1 protein-coding gene (only partly in view) is annotated in these 17,347 nt (G+C 71.7%); it reads left to right on the plus strand.

The features are described 5' to 3' along the window. Nucleotides 1–17,347 carry the 5' portion of a non-ribosomal peptide synthase/polyketide synthase gene (locus ACFY0F_RS09085; protein ID WP_388791030.1) on the plus strand. The gene runs 5,582 nt beyond the window's last position, so 17,347 of the gene's 22,929 nt are visible here — the first part of the coding sequence; the start codon lies at nt 1–3; its stop codon lies off the right edge, out of view.

Consider the following 17,347-nt stretch of genomic DNA (forward strand, 5'->3'; position numbering starts at 1 on the left):
GTGTCCGGTACTCTGCACCGCGGTTGGCCCCTGTCGTCGGCGCAGCGCGGCATCTGGTTTGCGCAGCAGCTCGACCCGGAGAGCCCGACATACAACACTGCGGAGTACCTGGAGATCGACGGCCCGGTCGACGTTCCCCTGCTCGAGACCGCAGTACGGCGGGTGGTGGCGGAGACCGACACGCTGAACGTGGGCTTCGTCCAGGACGACCAGGGCCCGCGGCAGGTGTACGGGCCGGCGGGCGACTGGCCGTTCGCCGTTCTGGACGTCAGCGCCGAGCCTGACCCGCGAGCTGCCGCCGAGGCGTGGATGAGGGCCGAGATGGCCCGGCCGGTGAGCCTCGAGGCCGGCCGGACGTTCACCCTGGCGCTCCTGCGGACGGGGGCCGACCGCCACTTCTTCTATCTGCGCGGGCACCACCTGGTCACCGACGGGTTCATGTGCGCACTGTTCGCACACCGCGTGGCCGAGGTCTACACGGCTCTGGTGAACGGGAGTCCCGAACGGGAGGACAACAGCGGCGCGCTGGACCTGCTCCTCGCCGACGACACCGCATACCGCGCCTCGGAGCGCTTCGCGCGCGACCGGGACTACTGGCAGGGCAAGCTGGCGGGCCGTCCCGAGGCGGTCACGCTGGCGGGACGGGCAGGCGAACTGTCGCGGAGTTTCCTGCGGCAGACCGCGCAGTTGCCGACCGCGACCTCGGATGCCCTGCGGGCGCTGGCACGCCGGTCAGGAGTGGGCCTGCCCGTTCCACTGATCGCCGCCACGGCCGCGTACCTCAGCCGGATGACCGGCGCCGAGGAAGTGGCCCTCGGTGTCCCCGTTGCCGCGCGGACCGGCGGCGGCCGGGGTATCCGCGGGCCGATGTCCAATGAGCTGCCGCTCTGGCTGGAGGTCCGGCCGGGTATGAGCAGCCGGGAACTCATGCGGCAGGTCTCCGCCGAGATGCGGCAGTTGCTCAAGCACCAGCGTTACCGGTACGAGGACATCAGGCGAGACCTGAACATGGTGGGCAGGGGCCGCCGCCTCGTCGGTCCGATGATCAACATCATGTCCTTCGCCTACGACCTGGTCTTCGGCGCATCCCGAGCCACCATCCGCAACCTGTCGATCGGGCCGGTGCACGACCTGTCCATCTGCGTGGACGACCGGGCGGGCGACGGCACGCTGCGCGTGGACTTCGACGCCAATCCCGCCCTGTACGACGCGGCGGAGAACAGCGCTCATCTGCACCGCTTCATCCACCTGCTGGAGACACTCACCACCGCCGACCCCGAACGACCCGTCGGGGAGTTGGAGGTTCTGGGTGGGGCTGAGCGTGAGCGGGTGTTGGTGGGGTGGAACGACACCGGGCGTGTGGTGGCGCCGGTGACGTTGCCGGGGTTGTTCGAGGCGCAGGTGGCGCGGACGCCGGATGCGGTGGCTGTGGTGGCCGGTGATGTCACTTTCTCCTATGCGGAGTTGAATGCGCGGGCGAATCGGTTGGCGCACGCTTTGATCGAGCAGGGGGCGGGGCCGGAGCGGGTGGTGGCGGTGGCGTTGCCGCGGTCTGCCGAGCTGGTGGTGGCGTTGCTTGCGGTGTTGAAGACGGGTGCGGCTTATCTGCCGGTGGATGGGGAGTATCCGGCGGAGCGGGTTCGTTTGATGCTGGATGACGCCCGTCCGGTGTGTGTGGTGGACGATGTGGCTCAGGTGCGGGGTTGTGGTGAGTGGCCGGAGACGGATCCGGTGGTGCCGTTGGTGGGGTCGCATCCGGCGTATGTGATCTATACGTCTGGTTCGACGGGGCGTCCCAAGGGTGTGGTGGTGCCGCATGCGGGGATTGTGAACCGGTTGTTGTGGATGCAGGCGGAGTATGGGCTGGAGCCTGGTGAGGGGGTTTTGCAGAAGACTCCGTTCGGGTTCGACGTGTCGGTGTGGGAGTTTTTCTGGCCGTTGATTGCTGGTGCGCGGTTGGTGGTGGCGCGTCCGGAGGGGCACAGGGATCCGGCGTATCTGGCGTCGTTGATCCGTGAGCAGGGGGTTACGACGGTGCATTTCGTGCCGTCGATGCTGCGGGCGTTTCTGGAGGAGCCGGCTGCGGCCGACTGCACGGTTCTGCGCAGGGTGTTGTGCAGTGGGGAGGCGTTGTCGGCGGATCTGGCTGGGCGGGCGCAGAGGGTGCTGGGGCCGGTTCTGCACAACTTGTATGGGCCGACGGAGGCGTCGGTGGATGTGACGTCGTGGGTGTGCGGGGACGGCTCGGACGGTGTGGTGCCGATCGGTCGGCCGGTGTGGAACACGCAGGCCTACGTGCTGGATGACGCACTGCGGCCGGTGCCGCCGGGTGTGACCGGGGAGTTGTATCTGGCCGGTGTGCAGTTGGCGCGGGGCTATCTGGATCGGCCGGGCCTGACCGCGGAGCGGTTCCTGGCGAATCCGTTCGGGGGGCCGGGGGCCCGTATGTACCGGACGGGTGACCTGGCCCGGTGGCGGGCGGACGGGGCGTTGGAGTTCGTCGGGCGGGTGGACGACCAGGTCAAGCTGCGTGGGTTGCGTATCGAGCTGGGTGAGATCGAGGCGGTGCTGGCCGGGCATGCGGACGTGGCGCAGGCCGTGGTCGTGGTGCGGGAGGACCGCCCCGGCGACCAGCGGCTGGTGGCCTACGTGGTCCCTGTCGCGGGTGCCCGGGCCGAGGCCGGGGAGCTGCGGGCGTATGCCGGCCGCAGTCTGCCCGAGTACATGGTCCCGGCGGCCGTCGTCGTGCTCGATGCCCTTCCCCTCACGGTCAACGGCAAGCTCGACCGCGCCGCCCTGCCCGCCCCGGTGTTCACCGCTGTGCAGGCCCAGCGCCCAGCGCGCGACGCGAACGAACAACTGCTCTGTGACCTGTTCGCCGAAGTGCTCGGCGCGGACCGGGTGGGGGTCGACGACAGCTTCTTCGATATGGGCGGGGACTCGCTGCTGGTGACCCGGCTGCTGAGCCGGATACGGGTCACCCTGGGCGTCGAACTCCCGATCCGTGCAGTGTTCGAGGCGCCGACGGTCGCGGGCCTCGCCGCCGCGCTGGAGCGGGAAGGCGGGCGTGCCCGCCCGCCGGTACGGCCCACGGAACGCTCGGAGACGCTTCCGCTGTCATTCGCCCAGCGCCGCCTGTGGTTCCTGAACAGGCTGGAGGGACCCGAGGCCGGCGCCGGTTACAACATGCCGTTCGTGCTCCGGCTGGAGGGCGCACTCGACCAGGCGGCCCTCCGGGCCGCGCTCACCGACGTGGTGACGCGCCACGAGAGCCTGCGCACCGTGTTCCCGGAGACCGACGGCGCACCGCGACAGGTCGTACTCGACCCCGCGGCCGTCGCCGTTGCGCTTCCGGTACGCCACGTCGGCCAGGCCGATCTGGACGAGGCACTGGCCATCGGCGCCGCCACCGGCTTCGACCTGACCACCCAGACGCCGCTGCGCGCGGAACTGTTCTCGCTCGGCCCGGACCGGCACGTACTGCTGATGGTGGTGCACCACATCGCGGCTGACGCGTGGTCCATGGTGCCCCTGGCCCGCGATCTGTCCGCGGCCTACGCCGCGCGCTGCACCGACGAAGCGCCGCGGTGGCTGCCGCTGCCCGTCCAGTACGCCGACTACGCGCTGTGGCAGCGGGAACTGCTGGGCGACGAGAGCGACGAGAACAGCCTCGTCTCCCGGCAGGTGGCGTACTGGGCCCGGGCGCTGGCCGGGCTCCCCGCCGAGCTGGACCTCCCCGGTGACCGTCCGCGCCCGGCCGTGGCCGGCCACCGCGGCGGCACCGTGCCGGTGCGTGTCGACGCCGACCTGCACCAGCGGCTCGCGGCGCTGGCCGAGGCCCACGGGGTGACGTTTTTCATGGTGCTGCAGGCCGGCCTGGCAGCGCTGCTGACCAGGCACGGGGCGGGCACCGACATCCCGATCGGATCACCCGTGGCGGGGCGTACCGACGACGCCCTCGACGACCTGGTCGGTTTCTTCGTCAACACTCTCGTCCTGCGGACCGACACCTCGGGAGACCCGGACTTCGGCGAACTGCTCGCCCGGGTACGGGAAACGGACCTGGCAGCGTACGCCCACCAGGACGTGCCCTTCGAGCACCTGGTCGAGGTGCTCAACCCTGTCAGGTCGCTGAGCCGGCACCCGCTCTTCCAGGTGATGCTGACCTTCACGAACGGGCTCGACGCGCAGGTCGACCTGCCCGGCCTGCGCGCCTCGGCCGAACAGGTCGAGTCGGACACGTCGAAGTTCGACCTGGCACTCAACCTCACCGAGTCCTCGACCGCCCACGGCACCCCGGGCGGCATCGCCGGGTACGCCGCCTACAGCAGCGATCTGTTCGAGCACGGCACCGTCGAGGCCTTGATGGCCCGCTTCGTACGCCTCCTGGAGGCGGCCACCGCGGAACCGGGCCGACGGATCGGTGCCCTGGAGATCCTCGGCGCCGCCGAACAGCACCGCCTCCTGGAAGAGTGGAACGACACCGGCACGGCGGCCGAGTCCCCCGTACTGCTGCCGTCGCTGTTCGAGCAGCAGGCCGAGGCCACCCCGCAGGCCCGTGCCGTCGCCGCGGCGGACGCCGAGTTGTCGTACGCGGAGGCCGATGCGCGGGCGAACCGTCTGGCCCATCTGCTGATCTCCCGCGGAGTCGGCCCGGAGCAGGTGGTCGCCGTCGCGCTGCCCGGCTCCGCCGAACTGGTGGTGACACTGCTCGCGGTGCTCAAGGCCGGGGCCGCCTACCTGCCCGTCGACCTCGCGCACCCCGGCTCCCGGATCTCCTACCTGCTCGGGGACGCCGCCCCCGCCCTGCTCCTGACGACCGGCGAGGCGGCGGCCGGACTCCCGCAGAGCTCCGGCACCGCACGCCTGCTGCTCGACGACCCGGCCGTCGTGCGGGAGCTTCAACAGCAGGCCGTCACCCGCCCCACCGACGCCGACCGGGTCACCGCCCTGCTGCCCGACCACCCCGCGTACGTGATCTACACCTCGGGCTCCACCGGCCGGCCGAAGGGCGTGGTGGTCGGACATCGTGGCCTGGCCGGCTACGTGGCCCGCGCCAAGCGCGTCTACACCGGCCTGGACGGAACGGTGCTGATCCCCACACCGCTGTCCTACGACCTGTCCGTCACGGGCCTGTACGGCGCGCTGACCTCCGGCGGGTGCGTGGTCGTGGCCGAACTGGACGACGACCTCTGGCTGGCGGCACAGCTGGCCCGCACCCCGGCGACCTTCATGAAGGCGACCCCGAGCCACCTGGGCATCCTCGCCGCGCTGCCCGCCGGGTTCGCGCCGGTGAAGCAGCTGATGCTCGGCGGTGAGGCACTGCCCGCCGGAGCGCTGCGGGCATGGCGGGATCATCACCCCGAGGTGGCCGTGGTCAACCACTACGGCCCCACGGAGACCACCGTCGGCTGTCTCGACTTCCACCTCGCCCCCGGTGAGGAGCCGGGCGGCCCAGCGGTCCCGGTCGGCCGCCCGATGACGTCCATGCGGGCCTATGTGCTGGACGCCGGGCTCCGGCCGGTGTCGCCGGGAGTGGTCGGGGAGCTGTACATCGCCGGGCCGCAGCTGGCCCGCGGCTACCTCAACCGGCCGGGCCTGACGGCCGAGCGGTTCCTGGCGAATCCCTTCGGCCCCGCGGGCTCCCGTATGTACCGGACCGGCGACCTGGCACGGTGGACCGCGGACGGGGTGCTGGTGTTCGCGGGCCGCGCCGACGAGCAGGTCAAGGTCCGTGGCCACCGGATCGAACTCGGTGAGATCGAGGCCGCGCTGTCCGGCCATCCCTCGGTGGCACAGGCGGCGGTCGCCGTGCGGGAGGACCGGCCGGGGGACCAGCGGCTGGTGGCCTACGTCGTGCCGGCCGATCCCGCGGGGGCGGACCCGGAGACCCTCCGCGCGTACCTGGCGGCTCGGTTGCCGGAGGTCATGGTCCCGGCGGTGTTCACCACCCTCGGCGCGCTGCCGCTGACCAGGAACGGCAAGGTGGACCGGCGGGCCCTGCCCGCACCCGCACGGGCGCAGGTGAACCCCGGCCGATCGCCGCGGACCCCGGAGGAGGAGATCCTCTGCGGGCTGTTCGCCGAAGTGCTGGGCGTCCCCAGGGCCGGGATCGACGACGGGTTCTTCGCCCTCGGCGGTCACTCCCTTCTCGCCACCCGCCTGGTCAGCCGTATCAGGACCGTGCTCGGGGCGGAGCTGCCCATCCGCGCAGTGTTCGAGACGCCGACGGTGGCCGGACTCGCCGCCCGGCTGGACGGCGGCCACGGCCGCAGGCGCCCCCCGGTCCGTCCGTTCACGCGGCGCCCGGAAGCGGTTCCGCTGTCGTTCGCGCAGCGTCGGCTGTGGTTCCTGCACAAACTGGAAGGGGCGAGCCCGAACTACAACCTGCCCTTCGTCGTACGGCTGGAAGGCGAGCTCGACCGTGCCGCACTCGTCGCGGCACTCGGCGACGTCGTGGCCCGGCACGAAAGCCTGCGCACGGTGTTCCCGGATTCCGGCGGGGTGCCGCGCCAGGTCGTCCTCGAGGCCACCTCGGCCGTCGCCGCCCTGGAATTGCCGGTGCACGAGATCGCGGACACCGGCCCGGCGGCCGAGGCGGAACTCGCCGCGGCCGTGGCCGCCGCCGCGGCCCACCGGTTCGAGCTGACCACTGAACCGCCGCTGCGGGCGGAACTGTTCGCACTCGGCCGGGACGTGCACGTGCTGGTGGTGGTCATCCACCACATCGCCGGTGACGGCTGGTCGAACGGCCCGCTGGCCCGGGATCTCTCCGAAGCCTACGCGGCCCGCCGCTCCGGTCAGGCCCCCGGATGGGCACCGCTGCCCGTCCAGTACGCGGACTACACCCTGTGGCAGCAGGAACTGCTGGGCCACGAGAACGACCCGGACAGTGTGATCGCCGGGCAGATCGCCCACTGGGTGAACGCGCTCGACGGACTGCCCGAGGAACTGAACCTCCCCGCCGACCGGCCCCGCCCCGAGGTGGCCAGTTACACCGGCGGAGTCGTGCCGCTCTCGATCGACGCCGAACTGCACGCCCGCCTGGACGTGCTGGCCCGCGAGTCCGGCGCGAGCCTGTTCATGGTGCTGCAGGCCGGACTCGCGGCGCTGTTCACCCGCCTCGGCGCGGGCACCGACATCCCCCTGGGCAGTGCGATCGCCGGGCGCACGGACGACGCGCTCGACGACATCGTCGGTTTGTTCCTCAACACCCTGGTACTGCGGCTGGACACCTCCGGCGACCCGGGCTTCGACGAGCTGGTGGCCCGCGTGCGCGAGACCGCGCTGTCCGCCTACGCCCACCAGGACGTGCCCTTCGAGCACCTGGTGGAGGCGCTGAACCCAACCCGGTCGGCGGCCCGACACCCGCTGTTCCAGACCATGCTTACCCTGCACAACAACGCCGAGCCCCGGCTCGTCCTGCCGGGCCTGCGGGTGAGCCCGGACATGGCCGAGGCCGGCGCGGCAAAGTTCGACCTCACCTTCGACCTCGTCGAGGCTCGTGGTCCGGCCGGTGAGCCCGAGGGACTCGGCGGTCGCCTCGAGTACAGCACCGATCTGTTCGACCACGGCACGGCGGAGGATCTGGCGGTCCGCTTTGTGCGGTTGCTGGAGGCGGTGGCAGCTGATCCGGGTCGGCGGGTGGGGGAGTTGGAGGTTCTGGGTGGGGCTGAGCGTGAGCGGGTGTTGGTGGGGTGGAACGACACCGGGCGTGTGGTGGCGCCGGTGACGTTGCCGGAGTTGTTCGAGGCGCAGGTGGCGCGGACGCCGGACGCGGTGGCTGTGGTGGCCGGGGATGTGGTGCTGTCGTATGGGGAGTTGAATGCGCGGGCGAATCGGTTGGCGCATGCTTTGATCGAGCAGGGGGCGGGGCCGGAGCGGGTGGTGGCGGTGGCGTTGCCGCGTTCTGCCGAGCTGGTGGTGGCGTTGCTTGCGGTGTTGAAGACGGGTGCGGCTTATCTGCCGGTGGATGGGGAGTATCCGGCGGAGCGGGTTCGGTTGATGCTGGATGATGCCCGGCCGGTGTGTGTTCTGGATGATCCGGCTGGGGTGCGGGAGGTCGACGGGTGGCCGGAGGGCAATCCCGGTGACGGTGAGCGGGTGGTGCCGTTGGTGGGGTCGCATCCGGCGTATGTGATCTATACGTCTGGTTCGACGGGGCGTCCTAAGGGTGTGGTGGTGCCGCATGCGGGGATTGTCAACCGGTTGTTGTGGATGCAGGCGGAGTATGGGCTGGAGCCTGGTGAGGGGGTTTTGCAGAAGACTCCGTTCGGGTTCGACGTGTCGGTGTGGGAGTTCTTCTGGCCGTTGATTGCTGGTGCGCGGTTGGTGGTGGCGCGTCCGCAGGGGCACAGGGATCCGGCGTATCTGGCGTCGGTCATCCGTGAGCAGGGGGTTACGACGGTGCATTTCGTGCCGTCGATGCTGCGGGCGTTTCTGGAGGAGCCGGCTGGGGCCGACTGCACGGGTCTGCGCAGGGTGTTGTGCAGTGGGGAGGCGCTGCCGGCGGATCTGGCTGGGCGGGCGCAGGGGGTGCTGGGGCCGGTTCTGCACAACTTGTATGGGCCCACGGAGGCGTCGGTCGACGTCACCTCATGGGCATGCGGGGACGGCTCGGACGGTGTGGTGCCGATCGGTCGGCCGGTGTGGAACACGCAGGCCTACGTGCTCGACGCGGGGCTGCGGCCGGTGCCGCCGGGTGTGACCGGGGAGTTGTATCTGGCCGGTGTGCAGCTGGCGCGGGGCTATCTGGACCGGCCGGGCCTGACCGCGGAGCGGTTCCTGGCGAATCCGTTCGGGGGGCCGGGGGCCCGTATGTATCGCACGGGTGACCTGGCCCGGTGGCGGGCGGACGGGGTGCTGGAGTTCGTCGGGCGGGTGGACGACCAGGTCAAGCTGCGTGGGTTGCGTATCGAGCTGGGTGAGATCGAGGCGGTGCTGGCCGGGCATGAGGATGTCACTCAGGCCGTGGTCGTGGTGCGGGAGGACCGTCCCGGTGACCAGCGGCTGGTGGCCTACGTGATGGCCGCGTCGGGAGCGGTGGTGGATCCGGCCGGGTTGCGGGCGTATGCCGCTCGTGTGCTGCCGGAGCTCATGGTCCCGTCCGTGGTGATGCCACTGGAGGCCCTGCCACTGACGCCGAGCGGGAAACTGGCCCGCCGGGACCTGCCCGACCCCTCAGTGACGGAGCCCCGACGGGCCCCGCGCACGGCGGCGGAGGAGACCTTGGCCGGCCTGTTCGCGGAGATGCTCGACGTCTCCGAGGTCGGCGTCGACGACGGGTTCTTCGCCCTCGGTGGCCATTCCCTACAGGGGATCAGGCTGCTGAGCCGCATCCGGTCCGTGCTCGGGGCGGAGCTCTCGGTACGGGACCTGTTCGAGGCGCCCACGGTGGCGGGCCTGGCAGCCCGGATCGATGTCGGGGGCGAAGAACGGCCGGCGCTGCGCGCGGCGGCCCACCGACCCGACGTGCTTCCGTTGTCGTTCGCGCAGCGCCGGCTGTGGTTCCTGCACAAACTGGAAGGGCCCAGCCCGACCTACAACATGCCCTTCGCGCTGCGCCTGCGGGGCGGGGTGGACCACGCCGCGCTGCTTACGGCCCTCGCCGACGTGGTCACGCGGCACGAGGTACTGCGGACGGTCTACCCCGAGGTCGACGGGACCCCGCGGCAGGTGATTCTCGCCCCGGAACAGGCCGCACCCGGACTGCCGGTCCGCGAGGTGGACGAAGCGGGGCTCGCCGATGCGCTCACCGCCGCGGCCGGCCACCGGTTCGACCTGACCAGTGGGCCACCGTTCCATGCCGAGTTGCTCGCCCTCGGCGCCGACGAGCACGTGCTGGTGCTCGTCCTGCACCACATCGCCGGGGACGGCTGGTCGAACGGCCCGCTGGCCCGGGATCTCTCCGAGGCCTACGCGGCCCGCTGCTCCGGTCAGGCCCCTACGTGGGCGCCGCTGCCCGTCCAGTACGCGGACTACACCCTGTGGCATCACGACCTCCTGGGACGTGAGGACGACCCGGAGAGCCTGATCTCCCGACAGACGGCGTACTGGGCCGATGCACTGGCAGACCTCCCGGAAGAACTGGCACTCCCTGCGGACCGGCCTCGCCCGGCAGTGGCCGGCCACCAGGGCGGACGCGTGCCGTTCGCCCTGGGCGCGGCGGCACACGCCCGGCTCCGCGAGCTCGCCCGGGACTGCGACGCCAGCCTGTTCATGGTGCTGCAGGCTGCGCTTGCCGCTCTGCTCAGCAGGCTCGGGGCCGGAACCGACATACCTCTGGGCACGCCGATCGCGGGCCGCACCGACGACGCGCTCGACGAGGCGGTCGGCTGCTTCGTCAACACCCTCGTGCTGCGGACCAGCACCTCGGGCAACCCCGCCTTCACCGACCTGGTGGCCCGTGCCCGCCAGACCAGTCTGTCCGCTTACGCCCACCAGGACGTGCCCTTCGAGCACCTGGTCGAGGTACTCGAACCGGCCAGGTCGCTCGCCCGGCACCCGCTGTTCCAGGTGATGCTGGTCCTGGACGACAACACCGAGCCCCGGCTCGACCTGCCCGGCCTGCAGGCCAACCCGCTGCCGGTCGGGACCGCGGCGGCGAAGTTCGACCTCTCCTTCACCGTGGCCGAGCAGGACGGCAAGGATGGCGATGCGGTCGGGATCAGCGGTGCCCTCGACTACGCGAGCGACCTGTTCGACCATGGCACGGTCGAGTTGCTGGTGGCGCGCTTTGTGCGGTTGTTGGAGGCGGTGGCGGCTGATCCCGGTCGGCGCGTCGGGGAGTTGGAGATTCTCGACGGTGTCGAGCGTGAGCGGGTGTTGGTGGGGTGGAACGACACCGGGCGTGTGGTGGCGCCGGTGACGTTGCCGGGGTTGTTCGAGGCGCAGGTGGCGCGGACGCCGGACGCGGTGGCTGTGGTGGCCGGTGATGTCACGTTCTCCTATGCGGAGTTGAATGCGCGGGCGAACGGGTTGGCGCACGCTTTGATCGAGCAGGGGGCGGGGCCGGAGCGGGTGGTGGCGGTGGCGTTGCCGCGGTCTGCCGAGCTGGTGGTGGCGTTGCTTGCGGTGTTGAAGACGGGTGCGGCTTATCTGCCGGTGGATGGGGAGTATCCGGCGGAGCGGGTCCGGTTGATGCTGGATGACGCCAGGCCGGTGTGTGTGGTGGACGATGTGGCTCAGGTGCGGGGTTGTGGTGAGTGGCCGGAGACGGATCCGGTGGTGCCGTTGGTGGGGTCGCATCCGGCGTATGTGATCTATACGTCTGGTTCGACGGGGCGTCCCAAGGGTGTGGTGGTGCCGCATGCGGGGATTGTGAACCGGTTGTTGTGGATGCAGGCGGAGTATGGGCTGGAGCCTGGTGAGGGGGTTTTGCAGAAGACTCCGTTCGGGTTCGACGTGTCGGTGTGGGAGTTTTTCTGGCCGTTGATTGCTGGTGCGCGGTTGGTGGTGGCGCGTCCGCAGGGGCACAGGGATCCGGCGTATCTGGCGTCGTTGATCCGTGAGCAGGGGGTTACGACGGTGCATTTCGTGCCGTCGATGCTGCGGGCGTTCCTCGATGAGCCGGATGCCGATGTGGCCGGTCGCATCCTGCGCAGGGTGTTGTGCAGTGGGGAGGCGTTGTCGGCGGATCTGGCTGGGCGGGCGCAGAGGGTGCTGGGGCCGGTTCTGCACAACTTGTATGGGCCGACGGAGGCGTCGGTGGATGTGACGTCGTGGGTGTGCGGGGACGGCTCGGACGGTGTGGTGCCGATCGGTCGGCCGGTGTGGAACACGCAGGCCTACGTGCTGGACGCGGGTTTGCGGCCGGTGCCGCCGGGTGTGACCGGGGAGTTGTATCTGGCCGGTGTGCAGTTGGCGCGGGGCTATCTGGATCGGCCGGGCCTGACCGCGGAGCGGTTCCTGGCGAATGCGTTCGGGGGGCCGGGGGCCCGTATGTATCGCACGGGTGACCTGGCCCGGTGGCGGGCGGACGGGGCGTTGGAGTTCGTCGGGCGGGTGGACGACCAGGTCAAGCTGCGTGGGTTGCGTATCGAGCTGGGTGAGATCGAAGCGGTGCTGGCCGGGCATGAGGACGTGGCGCAGGCCGTGGTCGTGGTCCGGGAGGACCGCCCCGGCGACCAGCGGCTGGTGGCCTACGTGATGGCCGCGTCGGGAGCGGTGGTGGATCCGGCCGGGTTGCGGGCGTATGCCGGCCGCAGTCTGCCCGAGTACATGGTCCCGGCGGCCGTCGTCGTGCTCGATGCCCTTCCCCTCACGGTCAACGGCAAGCTCGACCGCGCCGCCCTGCCCGCCCCGGAAGTCGACGCACCGGCTGTCGGCCGGGCTCCGCGCACGGCCGCGGAGGAGATCCTGGCCGGTCTGTTCGCCGAGGTGCTCGGCGTCCCCGGGGTCGGCGTCGACGACGGGTTCTTCGATCTCGGCGGGCACTCGCTGCTGGCAACCCGGCTGATCTCCCGCATCCGGTCCGTGCTCGGGGCGGAGCTCTCGGTACGGGACCTGTTCGAGGCGCCCACGGTGGCGGGCCTGGCAGCCCGGATCGATGTCGGGGGCGAAGAACGGCCGGCGCTGCGCGCGGCGGCCCACCGACCCGACGTGCTTCCGTTGTCGTTCGCGCAGCGCCGGCTGTGGTTCCTGCACAAACTGGAAGGGCCCAGCCCGACCTACAACATGCCCTTCGCGCTGCGCCTGTCCGGAGACCTGAACGCCGGTGCCCTGCACGCCGCCCTGAACGACGTCGTCGCCCGGCACGAGACCCTGCGCACGGTCTTCCCCGAGGTCAGCGGGGACCCGCGACAGGCGATACTCGGCCCGGACGAGGCGGTGGTCGAGCTCCCGCTCCACCAGGTCGGCGAGGACGGGCTCACCGGGGCGCTGGCCGCCGCGGCCGGATACCGGTTCGATCTGACGACCGAAGCGCCGCTGCGGGCCTTTCTGTTCGCGCTCGGCCCGGACGAGCACGTGCTGCTGCTGGTGATCCACCACATCGCGGGTGACGGCTGGTCGAACGTCCCGTTCGCCCGGGACCTCTCGGTCGCCTACACGGCCCGCTGCTCCGGCCGGCCTCCCCAGTGGGCACCGCTGCCCGTCCAGTACGCCGACTACGCGCTGTGGCAGCGCGACCTCCTCGGCAGCGAGGACGACCCGAACAGCCTGATCTCCGCACAGATCGCCCACTGGGAGCGCACGCTGGGCGGGCTGCCCGAGCAGCTGGACCTGCCCACCGACCGGCCCCGTCCGGCGGTGGCCGGCCACCGCGGCGGGAGGGTGCTGTTCACGCTGGACGCGGGCCTGCACCTCCGGCTTGCCGAACTGGCGCGTGAACGCGGAGCGACCCTCTTCATGGTGTTGCAGGCCGGGCTCGCCACCCTGCTCAGCAGGCTCAGCGGGGGTACGGACATCCCCATCGGCAGCGCCATCGCCGGGCGTACCGACGAGGCCCTCGACAACCTCGTGGGTTTCTTCGTCAACACGCTCGCGCTCCGCCTGGACACGTCGGGGGACCCGTCCTTCGCCGGTCTGCTGGAGCGGGTACGCGAGACCGACCTCGCCGCCTACGCCAACCAGGACGTTCCCTTCGAGCAGCTGGTCGAACTGCTCAACCCGGTCAGGTCGGCCGCCCGGCACCCGCTGTTCCAGGTGATGCTGACGTTGCAGAACAACGCCGACCCCGAATTCGCCATGCCCGGCCTCAGGGTGACCCCCGACATCGCCGAAGTGGGCGCGGCGAAGTTCGACCTGCTGTTCAGCCTCACCGACAGGTACACCGAGGACGGCGGCCCGGACCGGGTCGACGGGGTACTCGAGTACAGCGCGGACCTGTTCGACCACGGCACCGCCGAGGCGCTGGCGGCACGCTTCGTGCGACTGCTCGAAGCCGCGGCGACCGGGCCGGACCGGTCCATCAGCTCCTTCGACCTCACCGACGCGGCCGAGCGCGAGCGCCTGCTGGTGACGTGGAACGGCACCGAGTCCGAGTTCCCGCTGACGCTGCTGCCGGAGGCGTTCGAGGCGCAGGCGGCGCGGACGCCACACGCGGTCGCTGTGACCGACGGCGGCACCGACCTCAGCTACACCGAGCTGAACGCACGGGCCAACCGGCTGGCGCATCTGCTCATCGGCCGCGGACTGGGCCCGGAGCAGGTCGTGGCGGTCGCCCTGCCGCGCTCCGCCGACCTCGTCGTCGCGCTGCTGGCCGTGGTCAAGGCGGGCGCCGCGTACCTGCCCGTGGATCCGGCCCACCCGGCCGCGCGGCTCCGCTACGTGCTGGACGACGCCCGCGCGACCTGCGGGCTCACGCTGAGCACGCTCGCCGCGGACCTGCCGGAGACCGGCCTGCACTGGCTCGCGGTCGACGACCCCGAGGTGGCACGCGCCGCCGGCGAACAGCGGGAGCACGACCCGTCCGACGCCGACCGGAATGCGGCGCTGCGGCCGGCGCATCCCGCTTATGTGATCTACACCTCGGGCTCCACGGGCCACCCCAAGGGCGTGCTCGTCGAGCACCGTGCCCTGGCGGCTTACCTGGACTTCGCCCGCCGGGCCTACCCCGGCACAGCAGGGACGGCGCTGCTGCATTCGCCGGTCTCCTTCGACCTGACCGTCACGGCGCTGTTCGCGTCGCTGACCGCGGGCGGACGGGTGCTGGTCGGCGACCTGTCCAACGGATCGTCGGCCCCGGGTCCGTACACGTTCCTCAAGGCGACGCCGAGCCACCTGGCGCTGCTGGGCGTCTCACCCGGGCAGGAGGCGGCGGTCGCGGAGCTGGTCGTGGGCGGCGAGCAGCTCACCGGTGAACTGCTCGCGCCATGGCGGCGGTCGCACCCGCAGGCCACCGTGGTCAATGAGTACGGGCCGACGGAGGCCACGGTCGGCTGCGTCACGTTCCGCGTGCCGCCCGGGGCCGGAATCGCGAACGGACCGATGCCGGTCGGGCGTCCCGTCCCGAACACGCGGGCATACGTGCTCGACGCGGGGATGCGGCTGGTACCGCCGGGCGCGACCGGAGAGCTGTACCTTGCCGGGGCGCAGCTCGCCCGTGGCTACCTGAACCGGCCCGGCCTGACCGCCGAGCGGTTCGTGGCCGACCCGTTCGGCGGGCCGGGGGCCCGGATGTACCGGACCGGGGACCTGGCCCGATGGACCCCCGGCGGGGATCTCGTCTTCGTCGGCCGCGCCGACGAACAGGTCAAGGTCCGCGGGTACCGGATCGAACCGGCGGAGATCGAGGCGACTCTGTCCCGGCACGAGGCCGTGGCCCAGGCCGCGGTCGTAGCCCGGGAGGACGAGGCGTCCGGCGCCCACCTGGTGGCCTACGTCGTGCCCGCGGCCGACGGGCGGCGGGACGGCGAGGCGGCCCGGGCCCAGCTCGGCGAATGGCAGGAGGTGTACGACTCCCTCTACGGCACCGAGCGGGCCGCCGAGGAGCCGTCCCCGTTCGGCGAGGACTTCGTCGGCTGGACCAGCAGCTACGACGGGGAGCCGATCCCGGTCGGGCAGATGCGCAAGTGGCGGGACGCCACCGTCGCGCGCATCCGGGAGCTGCGGCCACGCCGTGTGCTGGAGATCGGCGTGGGCAGTGGCCTGCTGCTCTCCCAGCTCGCGCCCGACTGCGAGGCCTACTGGGGCATCGACATCTCGGCGGACGCCGTCGAACGACTGCGGGCCCAGGTGGCCGAGCGGGGCCTGGACGAACGCGTGGAACTGCGCGTCCAGCCCGCCACGGACGCCAACGGGCTGCCGGCCGGCTACTTCGACACGGTGGTGATCAACTCGGTGGTCCAGTACTTCCCGGACGCCGCCCATCTCACCGACGTGATAGGCACGGCGCTGGAGCGGCTGGCCCCCGGCGGCGCCCTGTTCCTCGGCGACGTGCGTGATCTGCGGGCCCTGCGGTGTCTGCACACGGCGGTACAGCTGCGCCGCGCCACGTCGTCGGCCGACATCGCCGTGGTACGCCGCGCGGTGGAACAAGCGGTGCTGCTGGAGAAGGAGCTGCTGCTCGACCCCGCGTTCTTCACCGCGCTCGCGGACCGGCGGGACGACATCGCCGGCGTCGACCTGCAGGTCAAGCGCGGCGCCTACGTCAACGAGCTGTGCCGCTACCGGTACGACGTCGTGCTGCACAAGCAGCCGGCCACCGGGCTGCAGCAGCTGGAGGCGGCCCCGGAGCTGCGATGGGGCCACGACGTCACCGCGCTGGACGCGCTCGAACGGGACCTCGCCGAGAACCGCGTGCCCGCGCTGCGGGTGACCGGGGTGCCGGACGAGCGGGTCGCCGACGAGGCCGCCGCCCTGCGCGCCCTGGACGAGGGAAGGCCGCTGCCCGAACTGCTCGCCCTGCTCGGGGCCGCTGAGCGGTCGTCGGCTCCGCGCCTCGGCCCGGACGACTTCTGCGCACTGGGCGAGCGCGCCGGCTACCGGGTGGCGGTGACCCGGTCCGGCGACGACGCGGAGAGCCTCGACGTGCTCTTCGTGGACCCGGCCGTGACCGCGCTCGGTGGTGTCCACCGTCCGGCCCCGTCGGCCGCGCCGCCGACGGCGCTCGCCAACGACCCGGCGGCGGCCGGGCAGCGCGGCGCACTGGTCGCCTCACTGACCATGTCGCTGCGGGAGCAGTTGCCCGAGTACATGGTCCCGGCCGCCGTGGTGGTCCTCGACGAGCTTCCCCTGACCGCGCACGGGAAGCTCGACCGGGCGGCGCTCCCCGCGCCGTACCTCGGCTCCCTGGCGGGCTCGCGGCGGCCGGCCACGCCCCGGGAGCAGGTGCTGCGCGACCTGTTCGCTCAGGTACTCGGCGTCGCGGCGGTCGGCGTCGACGACAACTTCTTCGCCCTCGGCGGGCACTCGCTGCTGGCCACCCGGCTGATCAGCCGTATCCGTGCCGCCCTCGGTGTCGAACTCGCCGTCCGGACGGTGTTCGAGGCGCCCACGGTCGCCGGGATCGCCGAACGGCTGAGTGAAGCGGAGGCACACCAGGACGACGTGCGGCCGGCCCTGCGGCCCATGCCCAGGCCCGAGGTGGTGCCGCTGTCCTTCGCACAGCAGCGCCTGTGGTTCCTGCACCGCCTGGAGGGGCCGAGCGCGACGTACAACATGCCGATCGCCCTGCGCCTGCGCGGAGAAGTGGATCAGAAGGCGCTGCGGGCCGCGCTCGCCGACGTCGCGGCACGGCACGAAAGTCTGCGCACCGTGTTCCCGGTGGCGGGCGGCGTGCCCCGGCAGCTCGTCCTCGGCGCGGCCGACGCCCGCCCCGAACTGATCGTTCGGCACCTCGACGAGACCGGGCTGCGCACGGCCGTACGCGAGGCGGCGCGCTACCCCTTCGACCTCGCGGTCGACC

It is taken from the genome of Streptomyces sp. NPDC001544 (genome assembly GCF_042894285.1).
Lineage (GTDB): Bacteria > Actinomycetota > Actinomycetes > Streptomycetales > Streptomycetaceae > Streptomyces.